Raw genomic sequence first — 16,266 nt, forward strand, 5'->3', positions numbered from 1 at the left:
GCGCCGGCGCCTAACGTGAGCCGCGGCGCCTCGCGCGCGGCGTGAGCAGGAGTGCCGCCACCGCGCCGGCGACGAGCCCGCCGAGGTGTCCCGCGATCGAGATCCCGGGCACCGCGAAGGTGAGCACGAGGTTGGCGACGATGACGGGCAGGACGGCGCCCGCCGAGCGGCCGAGCCGCCGCAGCACGACGACGAGCGCCGCGAAGAGCCCGAAGATGGCGCCGGAGGCACCCGCGGTGAGTGCGGTCGTGCCGCTCAGCACGACCGCGATGCTGCCGCCGAGGCCGCCGAGCAGATACAGCAGCAGGAAGCGCGTGCGACCGAGCGCCGCCTCGAGCGGGCGGCCGGCGAACGAGAGGGCGAGCATGTTCATGCCGAGGTGGATCGCGCCGTAGTGCAGGAACATGCTGGTGAGGGGGCGCCACCAGCCGCCCTCGGCGACCGAGGCGGCGTCGAGCGCACCCCACAGGTGGAGCGGGGTCACCCCGCCGAGCAGCACCGAGCGAAGGTCGAGCCCCGCCGCCAGGCCGCTCGCGGCGGCGAGGACCGCGACGACCGTGTTCGCGCCGATGAGCGAGAACGTCACGACGCCGCGCCCGCCGTCGCCCGCGGCGCCGAGCCGCTCGGACGCGGGCCGCGGATCGGCGCCCTGCATCGCCGCGCATTCGGGGCAGCGCCATCCCTCCGGCGTCTCGCGGAGGCAGCGCGCGCACATGGGGCGGCCGCAGCGGCCGCAGGCGCCGGTCGCCGCGTCGAAGGGGTGACGCGCACAGTGGGCGACCGGAGCGGTCATCCCCGGCTCGTCGCCTCGGCCGTCGCGGCCTCGATCGCGGCGACGAGCTCCTCGGGCCGCCGCGTGGAGACGAGCCAGTACGGCGTCGGATCGCCGGGATCGTCGATGCCGATGCGGACGACCGGGCCGATCCAGCCGCGGATGAGCAGCCAGGCGCGCGCATCGAGTCGCTGCCCCCGCTCGAGCACCGCCTCGCGCCCCTCGAAGGCGGTCGCGTCCGAGACGAGCTCGAGGGGGATGCTCGCGCGGCCGGCGCGCAGCACGCCGTCCGCGACCTCGATCCGGGGCGTGCCCGCGATCAGCAGCACGACGATCGCGGTGTAGAGGCCGATCGCGACGACGACGCCGACGAGCGGCTGGATCACGAGGAAGACGAGCAGGCTCGCCGGGATCACGAGCGCGGTGGCGAGGAAGACCCAGACGGCGGGCCGGAGCCGCTCGCGGAATGCAGGCATGGCACCCATTCGATCACGAACCGGTAGCCTCGACGTCGTGACCGACCCCGTCGAGGTGCTCATCCTTGCGCCGAGCATCCCCGAGTACGCCCATCCGGGCGACGCGGGCGCCGACCTGACCTCGACCGAGGCGCTCGTGCTCGAACCCGGGCGGCGCGCGCTCGTCGGCACCGGCGTCTCGATCGCCCTGCCCGACGGCCATGTCGCCTTCGTCGTCCCGCGCAGCGGCCTCGCCGCGAAGCACGGCATCACGATCGTGAACAGCCCGGGGACGGTGGATGCCGGCTACCGCGGCGAGATCAAGGTCACCCTGCTCAACACCGATCCCGACGAGTCCTACTCGATCGGGGTCGGCGACCGCATCGCGCAGCTCATCGTCATGCCGGTGAGCCGCGCCCGATTCGTGCCCGTCGAGCGCCTCCCCGGCAGCCATCGCGGCGAGGGCGGCTTCGGCTCCACCGGGTACGCCGACACGTCAGGAGTGCAGTGAGCGACACATCGATCGAGCCGACCGGCTCGGAGGACCAGCCCCTCGACCCCGAGAAGTCGGCCCCGGAGGACCGGGACACGGCAGGACCGCTCGACGAGTCCGAGGCGAACCCGGTCCGGCCCTACGTCGACCTCGGCGGCGTGAAGATCGTCCCGCGCCCCGAGCTCGGCCTGCGCCTCGAGGTCGAGGAGGGCTCGAAGCGCGTCGTCGCGGTCGCGCTCGACTTCGCCGAGTCGACGCTCCAGGTGCAGCCCTTCGCGGCGCCGCGCACGAGCGGGCTGTGGCACGAGATCCGCTCGCAGATCGGCGATCAGATCGCGAAGCAGGGCGGGCGGGTCCAGCACCTCGACGGCCCGCTCGGCCCCGAGCTGCGCGCCGAGATCCCGGCGCCGGCCGGCTCCGAGCCCGGCGGCGTCCGCATCGCCCGCTTCATCGGCGTCGACGGCCCGCGCTGGTTCCTCCGCGGCGTCATCAGCGGCAAGGCGGCCGTGGATGCGTCGGCGGCCGCGCAGGTCGAGGAGCTCTTCCGGAGCATCGTCGTCGTGCGCGGCGGGACCCCGATGCCCCCGCGCGATCTCATCCCGCTCCAGGTGCCGCAGGGCGTCCAGGGGCAGCAGGGCCAGAGCGGCGCGCAGAGCGTCTGATGGCGGACGACGCGGATCGGGCGGCGCGGCCCGCCGAGGGGGAGGGCGCCCCCGATCGCGAGCCGGAGACCTTCTCGGAGGCGCTGGCGGTCGCGGCACGGCGCTCCGGCCTCGGCAGCGTGACCCCGGGGGAGGCGCCGAGCGCCCGTGCCCTGCTCGGCGCGATGGGCGGCGTGCGCGGTCTCGTGGAGTCGATCCTCCCGGGCCTGGGGTTCCTCGTGGTCTTCACGGCGACGCAGGAGCTCCTGCCTTCCGTGCTCGCGCCGCTCGCGGTCGCCGTGGTCTTCGTGGTCGCCCGGCTCGTGCAGCGCCAGCCGGTCACGACGGCCCTCGCGGGCGTGCTCGGCGTCGGCATCTCGGCGGCGCTCGCGCTCATCAGCGGCCGCGCCGAGAACAACTTCGTGCCTGGCTTCTTCATCAACGCCGGGACGGCGAGCGTCATGGTCGTGAGCATCGCCGTGCGCTGGCCGCTCGTCGGGCTCATCGTCGGCTATCTCACGGGCCAGCCGACCGAGTGGCGGGAGGACCGCGCGAAGCTCCGGGTCGCCGTCATCGCGACCTCGCTCTGGGCCGCGCTGTCCGCCCTCCGGCTCGCGGTGCAGCTCCCGCTCTGGGCGCTCGAGCAGACGCAGGCCCTCGCCGCGACGAAGCTCGTGATGGGCGTGCCGCTCTACGCGGGCCTGCTCTGGGTGACCTGGCTCCTCGTCCGCACGGCCTGGACGCCTCGGAACGACGGCGAGCCCGCCTCCGGCGTGTAAACTATCTCGATGTCGAGATAACTCCGCCGCTCCGCGGCGGGCGGACCATCCTCCGCGAGGCTTAGGCTTGCCTTGCTGGACGAGCGCGAGGGCGCGTGGACAGGATGGTCCCCAAGAGCACGAGGGAGACGGCACCGTGTCGCAGATCAACAGCTTCCAGTCCAAGTCCACGCTCAGCGTGACGGGCACCGAGTACGAGGTGTACCGGATCGACCAGGTCCCCGGCTTCGAGAAGCTGCCGTTCAGCCTCAAGGTCCTCCTCGAGAACCTGCTCCGCACCGAGGACGGCGCGAACGTCACGAAGGCGCAGATCGAGGCGCTCGGAAGCTGGGTCCCCGAGGCGGACCCCGACACCGAGATCCAGTTCTCCCCGGCCCGCGTCGTCATGCAGGACTTCACCGGCGTGCCCTGCATCGTCGACCTCGCGACGATGCGCGAGGCCATGGCGGAGCTCGGCGGCGACCCGACGAGGATCAACCCGCTCTCGCCGGCCGAGATGGTCATCGACCACTCCGTCATCGCCGACCTCTTCGGCAGCGAGAACGCCCTCGAGCGCAACGTCGAGCTCGAGTACGAGCGCAACGGCGAGCGGTACCAGTTCCTCCGCTGGGGCCAGACGGCCTTCGACGACTTCAAGGTCGTCCCGCCGGGCACGGGCATCGTGCACCAGGTGAACATCGAGCACCTCGCCAAGGTGACCTACTCGCGCAGCGTCGACGGCGTCCTCCGCGCCTACCCCGACACCTGCGTCGGCACCGACTCGCACACGACGATGGTCAACGGGCTCGGCGTGCTCGGCTGGGGCGTCGGCGGCATCGAGGCGGAGGCGGCCATGCTCGGCCAGCCCGTCTCGATGCTCATCCCGAAGGTCGTCGGCTTCAAGCTCACCGGCGCGATCCCGACGGGCGTCACCGCGACCGACGTCGTCCTCACGATCACCGAGATGCTGCGGGGGCACGGCGTCGTCGGCAAGTTCGTCGAGTTCTACGGCGAGGGCGTCGGGCAGGTGCCCCTCGCGAACCGCGCCACGATCGGCAACATGAGCCCCGAGTTCGGCTCCACCGCGGCGATGTTCCCGATCGACGACGTCACCCTCGACTACCTGCGCCTCACCGGCCGGAGCGCCGAGCAGGTCGCGCTGGTCGAGGAGTACTCGAAGCTCCAGACGCTGTGGCACGACCCCTCGAACGAGGCGAGCTACTCGGAGTACCTCGAGCTCGACCTCGCGACCGTCGTCCCGTCGATCGCCGGGCCGAAGCGCCCGCAGGACCGCATCGAGCTGAGCGCCGCGAAGGGCCAGTTCGAGGTCGACCTCGCGAACTACACCGACACCGACCACACGATGGTGGACGCCGCCGTCGAGGCCACCTTCCCGGCCTCCGACCCGGTCGGCTTCACGGCCGAGGACGAGGACTCGGCGCACGCCCACTCGCACAGCCACACCAGCCACGCGCCCGCCCGCGTCACGAAGCCGACGAAGGTCGCGCTCGGCGACGGCACCGAGTTCACGATCGACCACGGCGCGGTCGCGATCGCGGCGATCACCTCGTGCACGAACACCTCGAACCCGAGCGTCATGCTCGCGGCCGGCCTCCTCGCGCGCAACGCCGCGAAGAAGGGCCTCAAGGCCAAGCCCTGGGTCAAGACCACGCTCGCGCCCGGGTCCAAGGTCGTCACCGACTACTACGAGAAGGCGGGCCTCACGGCGGACCTCGAGGCGCTCGGCTTCTACACCGTCGGCTACGGCTGCACGACTTGCATCGGCAACTCGGGCCCGCTGCTCGACGAGATCTCGACCGCCGTCAACGACAGCGACCTCGCCGTGACGGCCGTTCTGTCCGGCAACCGCAACTTCGAGGGCCGCATCAACCCCGACGTGAAGATGAACTACCTCGCGTCGCCGCCGCTCGTCATCGCCTACGCGCTCGCGGGCTCCATGAACTTCGACTTCGAGACCGATGCGCTCGGCACCGACGACGAGGGCAACGATGTCTACCTCAAGGACATCTGGCCGGACTCCGCCGAGGTCCAGGCGACGATCGACTCCTCGATCGACTCCGACATGTTCGACACGCAGTACGCGAGCGTCTTCGAGGGCGACGAGCGCTGGCGCACGCTCCCGACGCCCGAGGGCTCGACCTTCGAGTGGAGCGAGGCCTCGACCTACGTCCGCAAGCCCCCGTACTTCGAGGGCCTCACGCTCGAGCTGACGCCCGTGACCGACATCCAGGGCGCGCGCGTCCTCGCGAAGCTCGGCGACTCGGTCACGACCGACCACATCAGCCCCGCGGGGTCCATCAAGGCGGACACCCCGGCCGGCCGCTACCTCACGGAGCACGGCGTCGAGCGCAAGGACTTCAACTCCTACGGCTCGCGTCGCGGCAACCACGAGGTCATGATCCGCGGGACCTTCGGCAACATCCGCCTCCGCAACCAGCTCCTCGACAACGTCGAGGGCAGCTACACGCGCGACTTCACGACGGCCGAGGGCGAGCAGAGCTTCATCTACGACGCGAGCTCCAACTACCAGGCGGCGGGCACCCCGCTCGTCGTGCTCGGCGGCAAGGAGTACGGCTCGGGCTCGAGCCGCGACTGGGCCGCGAAGGGCACCAGCCTCCTCGGGGTCAAGGCGGTCATCACCGAGAGCTTCGAGCGCATCCACCGCTCCAACCTCATCGGCATGGGCGTGGTCCCGCTGCAGTTCCCCGCGGGGGAGTCGGCCGACAGCCTCGGGCTCGACGGCACGGAGGTCTTCTCGATCACCGGCATCGAGGAGCTCAACGAGGGCCGCACGCCCAAGACCGTCCACGTCACGGCCGAGCCGAGCGAGCACTCGCCGGCCGGGAAGTCCGTGGTCGAGTTCGACGCGGTCGTCCGCATCGACACCCCGGGCGAGGCGGACTACTACCGCAACGGCGGCATCCTCCAGTACGTCCTCCGCAGCCTGGTCTGATCGGGCGCGCGCTCGCGAAGCGCCGTTCGTCGCGCGGCTGATGCCGCTCGGCGCACGGCGCTTCCGTGCGTGCGGGGCCGCTTCCTACGCTTCGAGGGACCCCGCAACGACGCGAGCGAACAGGAGTGCGCGATGCACGACACGAGCCCCCGACCGGATGATCGAGCTGGCGGCGGCGCCTCGCTCGCCCCAGATCCCGAGATGCCGCCCGTCTCGATCGACGACTCGCCCGCAGCCCGGAAGCGCTGGACGCTGCCCAAGATCCTCCTCTGGGTCGCGATCGCGCTCCTCGGCGGCGTGGCCTGGACGATGCTCGCCCTCGTGCGCGGCGAGACGATCAACGCGATCTGGTTCGTCTTCGCCTCCGTCTGCACCTACCTCATCGGGTACCGCTTCTACTCGAAGGTCATCGAGCGGTACCTCGCGAAGCCCGACGACCGGCGCGCGACGCCCGCAGAGGCGAAGGCCGACGGCAAGGACTTCGTCCGCACCGACCGGCGCGTGCTCTTCGGCCACCACTTCGCGGCGATCGCCGGGGCCGGTCCGCTCGTCGGCCCCGTGCTCGCGGCCCAGATGGGCTACCTGCCGGGCACCGTCTGGATCATCGTCGGCGTCGTCCTCGCGGGTGCCGTGCAGGACTACCTCGTGATGTTCTTCTCGATGCGCCGCGGCGGCCGCTCGATCGGCCAGATGGCGCGCGACGAGCTCGGGCGCATCGGCGGCACCGCGGCCATCGTCGCGGCGCTGCTCATCATGATCATCATCGTCGCGATCCTCGCGCTCGTCGTCGTCAACGCGCTCGGCGAGAGCCCCTGGGGCGTCTTCAGCGTCTCGATGACGATCCCGATCGCCATCTTCATGGGGCTCTACCTCCGGTTCCTGCGGCCCGGCCGCATCACCGAGGTCTCCATCATCGGCTTCGTCCTGCTCATGGTCGCGATCGTCGCGGGCGGCTGGGTCGCCGGCACCGAGTGGGGCGAGGCGCTCTTCCACCTCGACCGCACCACGATCGCCTGGGGCATCATCGTCTACGGCTTCATCGCCGCGGTGCTCCCCGTCTGGCTCCTCCTCGCGCCGCGGGACTACCTCTCGACCTTCATGAAGATCGGCGTGATCGTCATGCTCGCGGGGGCCATCGTGCTCGTGCGCCCGGAGATCGCGGTCCCCGCCTTCAGCGAATTCGCCGGGGGCGAGACCGGTCCCGTCTTCTCGGGCGCGATCTTCCCGTTCCTCTTCGTCACGATCGCCTGCGGCGCGCTCTCCGGCTTCCATGCGCTCATCGCGTCCGGGACGACGCCGAAGCTCATCGAGAAGGAACGCCAGACCCGCTTCATCGGCTACGGCGGCATGCTCATGGAGTCGTTCGTCGCGATCATGGCGCTCGTCGCCGCGATCTCGCTCGACCGGGGCATCTACTTCGCGATGAACTCCTCGCCGGCCGTCACGCAGGGGACGGTGGAGGGCGCGGTCGCCTTCGTGAACTCGCTCGGCCTCGCGGGCGTCGACCTCACGCCCGACATGCTCACGCAGACCGCGCAGCAGGTCGGGGAGGAGAGCATCGTCTCGCGGACGGGCGGGGCGCCGACGCTCGCGCTCGGCCTCGCGCACATCATGCAGCAGCTCATCGGCGGCACCGGGATGATGGGCTTCTGGTACCACTTCGCGATCATGTTCGAGGCGCTCTTCATCCTCACGGCGGTGGACGCCGGGACCCGGGTCGCGCGCTTCATGCTCCAGGACTCGATCGGGAACGTCGTCCCGCGCTTCAAGGACACGAGCTGGCGCCCCGGCGTCCTCATCACGACCGCGATCATGGTCGCGGGCTGGGGCGCGATCCTCATCATGGGCGTGACCGATCCCCTCGGCGGCATCAACACCCTGTTCCCGCTGTTCGGGATCGCGAACCAGCTGCTCGCGGCGATCGCGCTCGCGGTGTGCCTCGCGATCGTCGCGAAGCGCCGCACCTTCCGCTGGATCTGGATCGTCGCGCTCCCGCTCGGCTTCGCGGCCGTCGTGACGATCACCGCCTCGATGCACAAGATCTTCTCGCCCGTGCCCGCGGTCGGCTACTGGGCCAACCACGCGGCCTTCCGCGACGCGCTCGCGGCGGGCGAGACGAGCTTCGGGACCGCGACGAGCGTCGAGGCGATGGAGGCGGTCGTGCGCAACACCGCCGTGCAGGGCACCCTCTCGATCATCTTCGTCACCCTCGCGATCGTCGTCATCGCGGCCTCCCTCGTCGTCACGGTCCGCGCCCTCCGCGGCACGGCCGGCGAGGAGCACGAGGACGCGCCCACGCCGTCCCGCGTGTTCGCCCCGGCGGGCTTCCTGCCGACGTCGGAGGAGCGGCGGATCCAGGCGGAGTGGGATGCGCTGCCGGCCGAGCGGCGGCCCGCGACGAGGGGGCACTGAGGGATGCCGGGGCCGGGTGCGGTGCGCCGCGCGCTGCGCGCGATCCGCTGGTACGTCGCCGGCGTGATGGGCGAGACCGCCTATCGCGACTACGTCGCGCACCTGGCCTCCGCGCATCCCGGGCAGGCGCCGCCGAGCGAGCGCGAGTTCTGGGCGGAGCGGCATCGCGCCCAGGAGCTCGCGCCCGGCGGCCGGTGCTGCTGAGCCGCCGATAGGCTCGGCGCATGGCCGAGCCGACCGTCGTCGCCGCGCTCCTCGGGGCGCTCGTCGGCGCCGCCCTCGCGCTGCTCGGCGTGCTGTTGCGCAGCTACGCGCGCGGCTCGCGCCAGCTCGGGACGGACGCCGAGCACGCGCGCCACCGCACGCTGCACCTCGCGGCAAGCGCCGCCGGCCACCTCCGCGACGGGCTCGCCGGCGCGGGTGCGCCCCGTGCCGCCCGGGAGCTCCGCGCGCTGCTGGGCTGCGAGGCGCTGGCGCTCGTCGACCACTCGGGCGAGATCGTCCAGGATGCGGCCGGCGGGCGCCCCGCCGAGCAGGAGGCGCTCCGCGCCGTCGCGCGTGACGCCTCCGAGACCGGCCGGACCGTGATCCGCGCGCTCGGCGACGGCCGCTCGCCGCAGCTCGTCGCCGTGCCGCTCTCGGCGGGCACGCAGGCTGCCGGAGCCCTGGTCGCGGTCGCGCAGGAGGCGCGCGCGCCGCTCGTGCGCGCCTCCGGCGAGGTCGCGGCGTGGGTCTCCGCGCAGCTCGGCCTCGCCGAGCTCGAGCACTCGCGCGCGGCCCTCGCGGAGTCGGAGCTCCGAGCGCTGCGCGCGCAGATCAGCCCGCACTTCATCTACAACGCGCTCAACGCGATCGCCTCGACCATCACCCGCGACCCGGCGGCCGCCCGCGAGCTCGTGCTCGAGTTCGCCGACTTCACCCGCTACTCGTTCCGGCGGCAGGGGGAGTACACGACGCTCGCCGAGGAGCTGCGCAGCATCCACGCCTACCTTCAGCTGGAGCGCGCCCGCTTCGGCGACCGCCTGCAGGTGACCCTGCGCATCGCACCCGAGACGCTCTCGACCGTGATCCCGTTCCTCAGCCTCCAGCCGCTCGTCGAGAACGCCGTCCGCCACGGGCTCGAGGCGCAGGAGCGCGGCGGCCGCATCACCGTCACGGCGGAGGAGGCCGGGTCGCTCGTGCGCATCGCGGTCGAGGACGACGGCGCCGGCTCCGACCCCGCGGTCCTCGAGCGCGTGCTCGCCGGGGCGGGGGAGGGCGACGGCGAGCACGTCGGGCTCCGCAACGTCGACCGCCGGCTGCGGCGCAGCTACGGCGCCCGGCACGGGCTCGTCGTCGACACGGGTCCCGGCGCGGGCACCCTCGTGCGACTCGAGGTCCCGCGGTCGCAGCCCGGACACGAGGCCCTCGCATGACGCTCTCGGTGCTCATCGTCGACGACGAGCGCCCGGCGCTCGACGAGCTCGAGTTCCTGCTGCGCCGCGACGCGCGCGTCGGTCGGATCCGCCGCGCCGCGACGGCGGGGGAGGCGGCCGCGGCGCTCCGGGCCGCACCCGTCGACGCGGCCTTCCTCGACATCCACATGCCGGGCGCCTCCGGCCTCGAGCTCGCGCGGGCGCTCCGTCAGGCCGGCCGCTCGCCGGCGCTCGTCTTCGTCACCGCGGATGAGGATCGCGCGATCGACGCCTTCGAGCTCGCCGCGACCGACTACCTCCTGAAGCCGGTGCGCGAGGCGCGGCTGCGCACGACGATCGACCGCATCCTCGCCGTCGCCGGTTCCGAGCCGGCGGAGGACGAGGTGGTCGCCGTGCTCGCCTCCGGCGCCGTCCGGCGGGTGCGGCGGCGCGACATCCGCTTCGTCCAGGCGCAGGGCGACTACGCACGCCTCCACACCGCGGACGGCAGCCACCTGCTGCGGGCGACGATCGGCGAGCTCGCGGAGCGGTGGGAGGCGGCGGGCTTCGTGCGCATCCACCGCGGCTTCCTCGTGGCGCGCTCGGCGGTCGCGGAGCTGCGGCTCGGACGTCAGCCGGCGGTGCTCGTCGACGGCCTGGAGCTGCCGGTGAGCCGGCGTCTGCTGCCCGCGGTGCGCGAGCGGCTCGGCGAGGGACGATGACCGGCGATCCCGCACCCGGCCGCACTCGGGTCACCGCGCCCGACGGCGAGCGGACGGCGGACTCGGGGCTGCCGGCGCACGATGACGACGCGGTCTACACCGCCTCGCTCCGGCGCGCGCAGCTGCGGCTCGGCATCTCCGTCGCGCTGGGATTCCTCGCGACCGGCATCTCCGCATCCCTCTTCATCGCGCTCTGGCCCGGCATCCACGAGATCCGCCCCGGGGGCGTGCCCCTCGACTGGCTCCTGCAGGCCTACGGCCTCTACCCGGTCGTGCTCGCCTGGGGCGTCGCCTTCGCGGTCGGCGCGGAACGGAACGAGCGGCGCTGGCGCGCGCTCTCGGTGCGCGCGTGAGCGCGGGGCTCTCGCTCGGCGCGATCGGGCTCGTCGTGCTGGCGACCGTCGTCGTCGGGGTCCACGGTCTCCGCATCTCGCGGACCACCGACGACTTCCTCGTCGCCTCCCGCACGGTGCGCACCTGGTGGAACGCCTCGGCGATCAGCGGCGAGTACCTCTCGGCGGCGACCTTCCTCGGGCTCACCGGCCTCGTGCTCCTCGACGGCACCGACGCCTTCTGGTTCCCGATCGGCTACTGCGGCGGCTATCTGCTCCTGTTGGTCTTCGTCGCGGCGCCGCTGCGTCGAAGCGGGGCGCGGACGATCCCCGCCTTCCTCGCCGCCCGCCTCGACTCGCCGGCGGCTCGGCGCGTGACCACCCTGCTCGTGGTCGTGATCGGCTGGCTGTACATCGTGCCGCAGCTGCACGGCGCCGCGATCACGGTCAACGTCGTGACCGGGCTCCCGCCCTGGCTCGGCGCCGCCGGGGTCGCGCTCGTGGTCGGCGTCATCGTGGCCGCGGGCGGCATGCGGTCGATCACCTTCGTGCAGGCCTTCCACTACTGGCTCAAGCTCACCGCGATGGGCGTGCCCGTGGTGCTGCTGCTCATCGCCGCGGGCGGGCACGAGAGCGCGGGCGCCGGCGCCGAGCTCTTCCCCGTGAATGCGGGCCCGTCCGGGCAGGACCCGCTGCGCACGGCCTCGCTCATGCTCGCCCTGCTGCTGGGCACGATGGGCCTCCCGCACGTGCTCGTCCGCTTCTACACGAACCCCGACGGCGGCTCCGCACGGCGGACGACGCTGGTCGTCATCGCCCTCATCAGCGTCTTCTACATGCTCTCGAGCACGATGGGGCTGCTCGCGAGGATGGTGGCGCCGGATCTCGCCGAGCCCGGGGTCGCCGACTCCGCCCTGCTGCTCCTCCCCGCCCGCCTGCTGCCGGGCCCCGCGGGGGAGGTCGTCACCGCGATCATCATCGCGGGCGCCTTCGCGGCCTTCATCTCGACCTCCTCCGGGCTGGTGGTCTCGCTCGCGGGCTCGGTGAGCGAGGACCTCCTCGGGGGCGGCGTGCGCGCGTTCCGGATCGCGGCGCTCGGCTGCGCGATCGTGCCGGTCGGCTTCGCCCTCGTCTCGGTGCCGGGCGGGCTCACCTCGAGCGTGGGGCTCGTCTTCCTGGTCGCCGCCTCGAGCATGTCGCCCGTGCTGCTCCTGGGGGTGTGGTGGCGGCGGCTCACCGCGCGCGGTGCGATCGCCGCGATGCTCGTCGGCGCCGCCTCGAGCATCGGCGCGGTCGCGCTGGACGCGAGCGGGCTCCTCGGCGACCTGGTGCTCCTCGAGCAGCCGGCGCTGTGGACGGTACCGCTCGCGACCGCCGTCGCCGTCATCGTCTCGCGGCTCGATCAGCGGGGGCCGCCTTCCGGAGCGCATCGGCGTCTGCTGAGACTCCACGCGCCTGAGCGCCGCCTCACCGCGGACGAGCAGCCGACGCCGTAGGCTCGTGAGCATGTCCCTGCTCGCCACGATCCGCGGCCCGCGCGACCTCGACCGCCTCAGCCGCGAGGAGCTCACCCAGCTCGCGGAGGAGATCCGGCGCTTCCTCGTGACGGAGGTCTCGAAGACGGGCGGGCACCTCGGCCCGAACCTCGGCGTCGTCGAGCTCACGATGGCGATCCACCGTGTCTTCGAGTCGCCGAAGGACGCCCTCGTCTTCGACACCGGACACCAGTCGTACGTGCACAAGCTCCTCACCGGACGCCAGGACTTCAGCCGCCTGCGCGAGCGCGGCGGCCTCGCGGGCTACCCGCAGCGCGCCGAGTCCGAGCACGACATCGTCGAGTCCTCGCACGCCTCGAGCTCGCTGAGCTGGGCGGACGGCATCTCGCGCTCCTTCGCCATGACGGGGCAGGACGACCGCCACGTGGTCGCGGTCGTCGGCGACGGCGCCCTGACCGGCGGCATGACCTGGGAGGCGCTCAACAACATCAGCGACGACAACGCCCGCCGGCTCGTCATCGTCGTGAACGACAACGGCCGCTCCTACGCGCCGACGATCGGCGGCATGGCCCGCTTCCTCAACCAGGTCCGCACCCGGCGCGCGTATCGCGACCTCCACGCCTCCAGCCGTCGCGTGTTCGACCGGCTCGGCGCCCCGGGGCGCGCGATCTACCGCGGCATCCGAGGCGGCACGCACGGCTTCCTCAGCCGCTTCGCGAACCACGAGGGCCTCTACTCGAACCTCGACATCAAGTACCTCGGCCCCGTCCACGGCCACGACCAGGCGGCGCTCGAGGAGGTCCTGCAGCAGGCGAAGGACTACGCGGCGCCCGTCATCGTCCACGTCATCACGCAGAAGGGCCACGGCTACGAGCCCGCCCTCGCGGATGTCGCGGACCAGTTCCACGCCGTCGGGCAGATCGACCCCGAGACGGGCGAGCCGATCGAGGCGCCGAGCCGCCCCTCCTGGACCTCCGTCTTCGCCGACGAGATCCTCGAGCTCGCGGACGAGGACGAGCGGCTCGTGGGCATCACGGCGGCGATGCTGCGACCGGTCGGCCTGCACCGCTTCGCGGAGCGGCATCCGGAGCGCGTGTTCGACGTCGGCATCGCCGAGCAGCACGCCGTCACGAGCGCCGCGGGCCTCGCCTTCGGCGGGCTCCACCCGGTCGTCGCGCTGTACGCCACCTTCGTCAACCGCGCCTTCGACCAGATCCTCATGGACGTCGCCCTCCACAAGGCGGGCGTCACCTTCGTCCTCGACCGCGCGGGCGTGACCGGGCCGGATGGACCGAGCCACCACGGCATGTGGGATCTCGCGATCCTGCAGGTCGTCCCCGGCATCCGGCTCGCAGCGCCGCGCGACGCGTCCCGGCTCCGCGAGGAGCTGCGCGAGGCCGTCGCGGTCGACGACGGCCCCACGGTGCTGCGCTTCTCGAAGGGCGTCGTCGGCACCGAGTTCGAGGCGCAGCGGCGGACGACGGACGGCGTCGACGTGCTCCACGAGGCGCCCCACCGCGACGTGCTCGTCGTCACCGTCGGCCCCATGGCGGAGCTCGGCCTCAAGGTCGCCGACCGCCTCGCCCAGCAGGGGATCGGCGCGACCGTCGTCGATCCGCGATGGGTCGTGCCCGTCCCCGGCAGCGTCATCGAGCTCGCGCGGGAGCACCGCCTCGTCGTCACGATCGAGGACGGCGTCCGGGTCGCCGGCATCGGTACGCGCATCCGCCAGGACCTCCGCGCGGCGGGGGTCGACACGGCGGTCGACGAGCTCGGCCTCCCCGACGAGTTCCTCGAGCACGGCTCGCGCAGCGAGCTGCTCGCAGAGGTCGGGCTGACCGAGCAGCACATCGCGCGCGACATCGTCGCGCAGGTGCTCGGCACCCGCATCCCGGTCGCCCGGCGCCTCGACCAGGAGCACCTCGACATCGCGCTCGAGGCCGGCGCGCTCGAGACGGGCCCGATCGACTCGGGGAGCGAGCGGGACTAGGCGGGCTCGGCGCCAAGCGCGCCGGGATTCGGCGAGCACACCTGTTCCCGCCTCGAATCGAGCACCGCGATGTCGGTGCCGTGCCCTATCATTTGTGGACGGTGTGAACATCGCGGGCTCGGGAATGCGATCCCGATCCGCCGCCGTTGCACCGATCCGTCGTGCGCTGACGCGCGAATCCCGCCTTCCATCGATCTGGAGACACGTGTCCGAGAACGCCACCCGCGACGCCCTCGACGACCTCGGCCCGCGCGACGAGCAGAGCTCGCCCGCGCACCGCCCGCAGCCCGCCCCGGCCCTCGATGCCGCGACCGCGAAGCGCAACCGCACCGCGCTCGTGCTCCTGCTCGCCGCGACCTTCACCGTGTTCCTCAACGAGACCGTGATGAGCGTCGCGATCCCGAACATCCAGGAGGACCTCGGGATCTCGGCGAGCACGGGCCAGTGGCTCACGACCGCCTTCGCGCTCACCATGGCCGTCGTCATCCCCATCACGGGCTGGCTGCTCCAGCGCTACAGCACGCGCACGCTCTTCATCGTCGCGATGACCCTGTTCAGCGCGGGGACGCTCCTCGCGGCCGTCGCGCCCGTCTTCGGCCTGCTCGTCGTGGGCCGCGTCGTGCAAGCCTCGGGCACCGCGATCATGATGCCGCTCATGATGACGACGATGCTCACGATCGTGCCGCCGCAGGACCGCGGGCGCATCATGGGGCGCGTCTCCATCGTCATGTCCGTCGCCCCCGCGATCGGGCCGGCGGTCTCCGGGCTCCTGCTCACGGTCCTGCCGTGGCGCGGGCTCTTCTTCGTCATGCTCCCGATCGGCGTCCTCATGCTCGTCGTCGGCATCGCACGCGTGCCGAACGTCTCCGAGCTGCGGTCGATCCCGCTCGACGTCCCCTCCGTCATCCTCTCGGCGGTCGGCTTCAGCTCGCTCGTCTACGGGCTCTCCTCGCTGGGCGAGTCCGCGGGGGAGGCGACCCTCGTGCCGCCGATCCTCCCGGTCGCGGTCGGCCTCGCCGTGCTCGCGGGCTTCGTCGTCCGCCAGATCGGGCTGCAGAAGCGCGACGCCGCACTGCTCGACCTCCGCACCTTCCGCTCACGGCAGTTCACGATGTCGCTCATCATGCTCGCGGTCGCGATGCTGTCGCTGTTCGGGACGGTCATCCTCATCCCGCAGTTCGTCCAGAACGCGCTCGGCCAGGAGCCGGTCGTCGTCGGCGCGCTGCTGCTGCCCGGCGGCCTGCTCATGGGCGTGCTCGGCCCGATCGTCGGCCGGCTCTACGACCGCTTCGGCCCGACGCCGCTCCTCGTGCCGGGCTCGATCGTCCTCAGCGCCGCGTTCTGGGTGATGGCCATGACCTTCGGGCCGGAGACCCCGCTCTGGATGGTCGCGGCATCGCACATCCTGCTCAGCCTCGGGCTCGCGTTCCTGTTCACCCCGCTCTTCAGCACGGGCCTCGGCTCGCTGCAGCCGCACCTGTACTCGCACGGCTCGGCGACGGTCTCCACGCTCCAGCAGGTCGCCGCCGCGGCCGGGACGGCGCTCTTCGTGGCGCTCTTCGCGATCGGGATGCTGGGATCGGGCGCCGAGTCGGTCGAGACGGCCAGCGCCGCCGAGATCGCGGCCGGCGTCCACCAGGCGTTCATGGTCGGCGCGGCCATCTCGGTCGTCGTCGTCGTGCTCTCGTTCTTCGTCCGGAAGCCGGCGACCGCGCCCGGCGAGGGCTCGACGCCCCTGGGTCACTGACCGCGACCTCGGCACGAGACGGCGACGCGGGCGCCGGGGAGCGATCCCCGGCGCCCGCGTCACGTCCGCGCCGCGGCGGC

At 72.6% G+C, this 16,266-nt stretch carries 14 protein-coding genes; 12 read left to right on the plus strand and 2 right to left on the minus strand.

Annotation, left to right across the window (positions count from 1 at the left end):
- Nucleotides 1–10 precede the first annotated feature (10 nt).
- On the minus strand, nt 11–793 hold the full coding sequence (locus tag OF852_RS02630) for a rhomboid family intramembrane serine protease (RefSeq protein ID WP_271120262.1): 783 nt from the start codon (nt 791–793) through the stop codon (nt 11–13).
- The gene (locus tag OF852_RS02635; RefSeq protein WP_271120263.1) at nt 790–1,248 is read right to left on the minus strand and encodes a DUF3093 domain-containing protein; all 459 of its coding nucleotides are present in this window, start codon (nt 1,246–1,248) and stop codon (nt 790–792) included. Before OF852_RS02635 ends, OF852_RS02630 begins: the two co-directional genes overlap by 4 nt.
- A 37-nt stretch (nt 1,249–1,285) precedes the next feature.
- On the opposite strand from OF852_RS02635, the gene dut reads away from it, so the two are divergent.
- The 12 genes from dut to OF852_RS02695 all read left to right on the plus strand — a co-directional run bounded on the left by dut (nt 1,286) and on the right by OF852_RS02695 (nt 16,186).
- Entirely contained in the window at nt 1,286–1,738 is a 453-nt protein-coding gene (dut, locus tag OF852_RS02640) for a dUTP diphosphatase (RefSeq protein WP_271120264.1), read from the plus strand.
- Nucleotides 1,735–2,382, plus strand: a complete 648-nt coding sequence (locus OF852_RS02645) for a DUF3710 domain-containing protein (RefSeq protein WP_271120265.1) — start codon at nt 1,735–1,737, stop codon at nt 2,380–2,382. The genes dut and OF852_RS02645 overlap by 4 nt, the downstream gene beginning before the upstream one ends.
- Nucleotides 2,382–3,140, plus strand: a complete 759-nt coding sequence (locus tag OF852_RS02650; RefSeq protein WP_271120266.1) for a DUF3159 domain-containing protein — start codon at nt 2,382–2,384, stop codon at nt 3,138–3,140. The genes OF852_RS02645 and OF852_RS02650 overlap by 1 nt, the downstream gene beginning before the upstream one ends.
- Before the next feature lie 136 nt (nt 3,141–3,276).
- Nucleotides 3,277–6,093, plus strand: a complete 2,817-nt coding sequence (gene acnA / locus OF852_RS02655) for an aconitate hydratase AcnA (protein ID WP_271120267.1) — start codon at nt 3,277–3,279, stop codon at nt 6,091–6,093.
- A gap of 201 nt (nt 6,094–6,294) precedes the next feature.
- Nucleotides 6,295–8,505: a carbon starvation CstA family protein gene (locus OF852_RS02660; protein ID WP_442908656.1), complete on the plus strand. Its 2,211-nt coding sequence runs from the start codon at nt 6,295–6,297 to the stop codon at nt 8,503–8,505.
- A 3-nt stretch (nt 8,506–8,508) separates the two neighbouring features.
- Nucleotides 8,509–8,709 (plus strand): YbdD/YjiX family protein, encoded by a 201-nt coding sequence (locus OF852_RS02665; RefSeq protein ID WP_271120269.1) that lies wholly within the window; start codon nt 8,509–8,511, stop codon nt 8,707–8,709.
- A gap of 20 nt (nt 8,710–8,729) precedes the next feature.
- Nucleotides 8,730–9,920, plus strand: coding sequence for a sensor histidine kinase (locus tag OF852_RS02670; RefSeq protein WP_271120270.1), 1,191 nt, complete (start codon nt 8,730–8,732; stop codon nt 9,918–9,920).
- Nucleotides 9,917–10,621 carry a LytR/AlgR family response regulator transcription factor gene (locus OF852_RS02675; protein ID WP_271120271.1) on the plus strand — a complete coding sequence of 235 codons (705 nt, stop codon included), beginning with the start codon at nt 9,917–9,919 and terminating at the stop codon, nt 10,619–10,621. The genes OF852_RS02670 and OF852_RS02675 overlap by 4 nt, the downstream gene beginning before the upstream one ends.
- Nucleotides 10,618–10,974: a heavy metal transporter gene (locus tag OF852_RS02680; RefSeq protein WP_271120272.1), complete on the plus strand. Its 357-nt coding sequence runs from the start codon at nt 10,618–10,620 to the stop codon at nt 10,972–10,974. The genes OF852_RS02675 and OF852_RS02680 overlap by 4 nt, the downstream gene beginning before the upstream one ends.
- Nucleotides 10,971–12,449, plus strand: coding sequence for a sodium/solute symporter (locus OF852_RS02685; RefSeq protein ID WP_271120273.1), 1,479 nt, complete (start codon nt 10,971–10,973; stop codon nt 12,447–12,449). Before OF852_RS02680 ends, OF852_RS02685 begins: the two co-directional genes overlap by 4 nt.
- 10 nt (nt 12,450–12,459) lie before the next feature.
- On the plus strand, nt 12,460–14,439 hold the full coding sequence (gene dxs / locus OF852_RS02690; RefSeq protein WP_271120274.1) for a 1-deoxy-D-xylulose-5-phosphate synthase: 1,980 nt from the start codon (nt 12,460–12,462) through the stop codon (nt 14,437–14,439).
- Nucleotides 14,440–14,644: 205 nt separating this feature from the next.
- A complete protein-coding gene (locus OF852_RS02695) occupies nt 14,645–16,186 on the plus strand; it encodes a DHA2 family efflux MFS transporter permease subunit (protein ID WP_271120275.1) in 1,542 nt (513 codons plus the stop codon).
- The last annotated feature ends 80 nt before the right edge of the window (nt 16,187–16,266 follow it).

The sequence above is a fragment of the Homoserinibacter sp. YIM 151385 genome (genome assembly GCF_027912415.1).
Taxonomy (GTDB): domain Bacteria; phylum Actinomycetota; class Actinomycetes; order Actinomycetales; family Microbacteriaceae; genus Schumannella.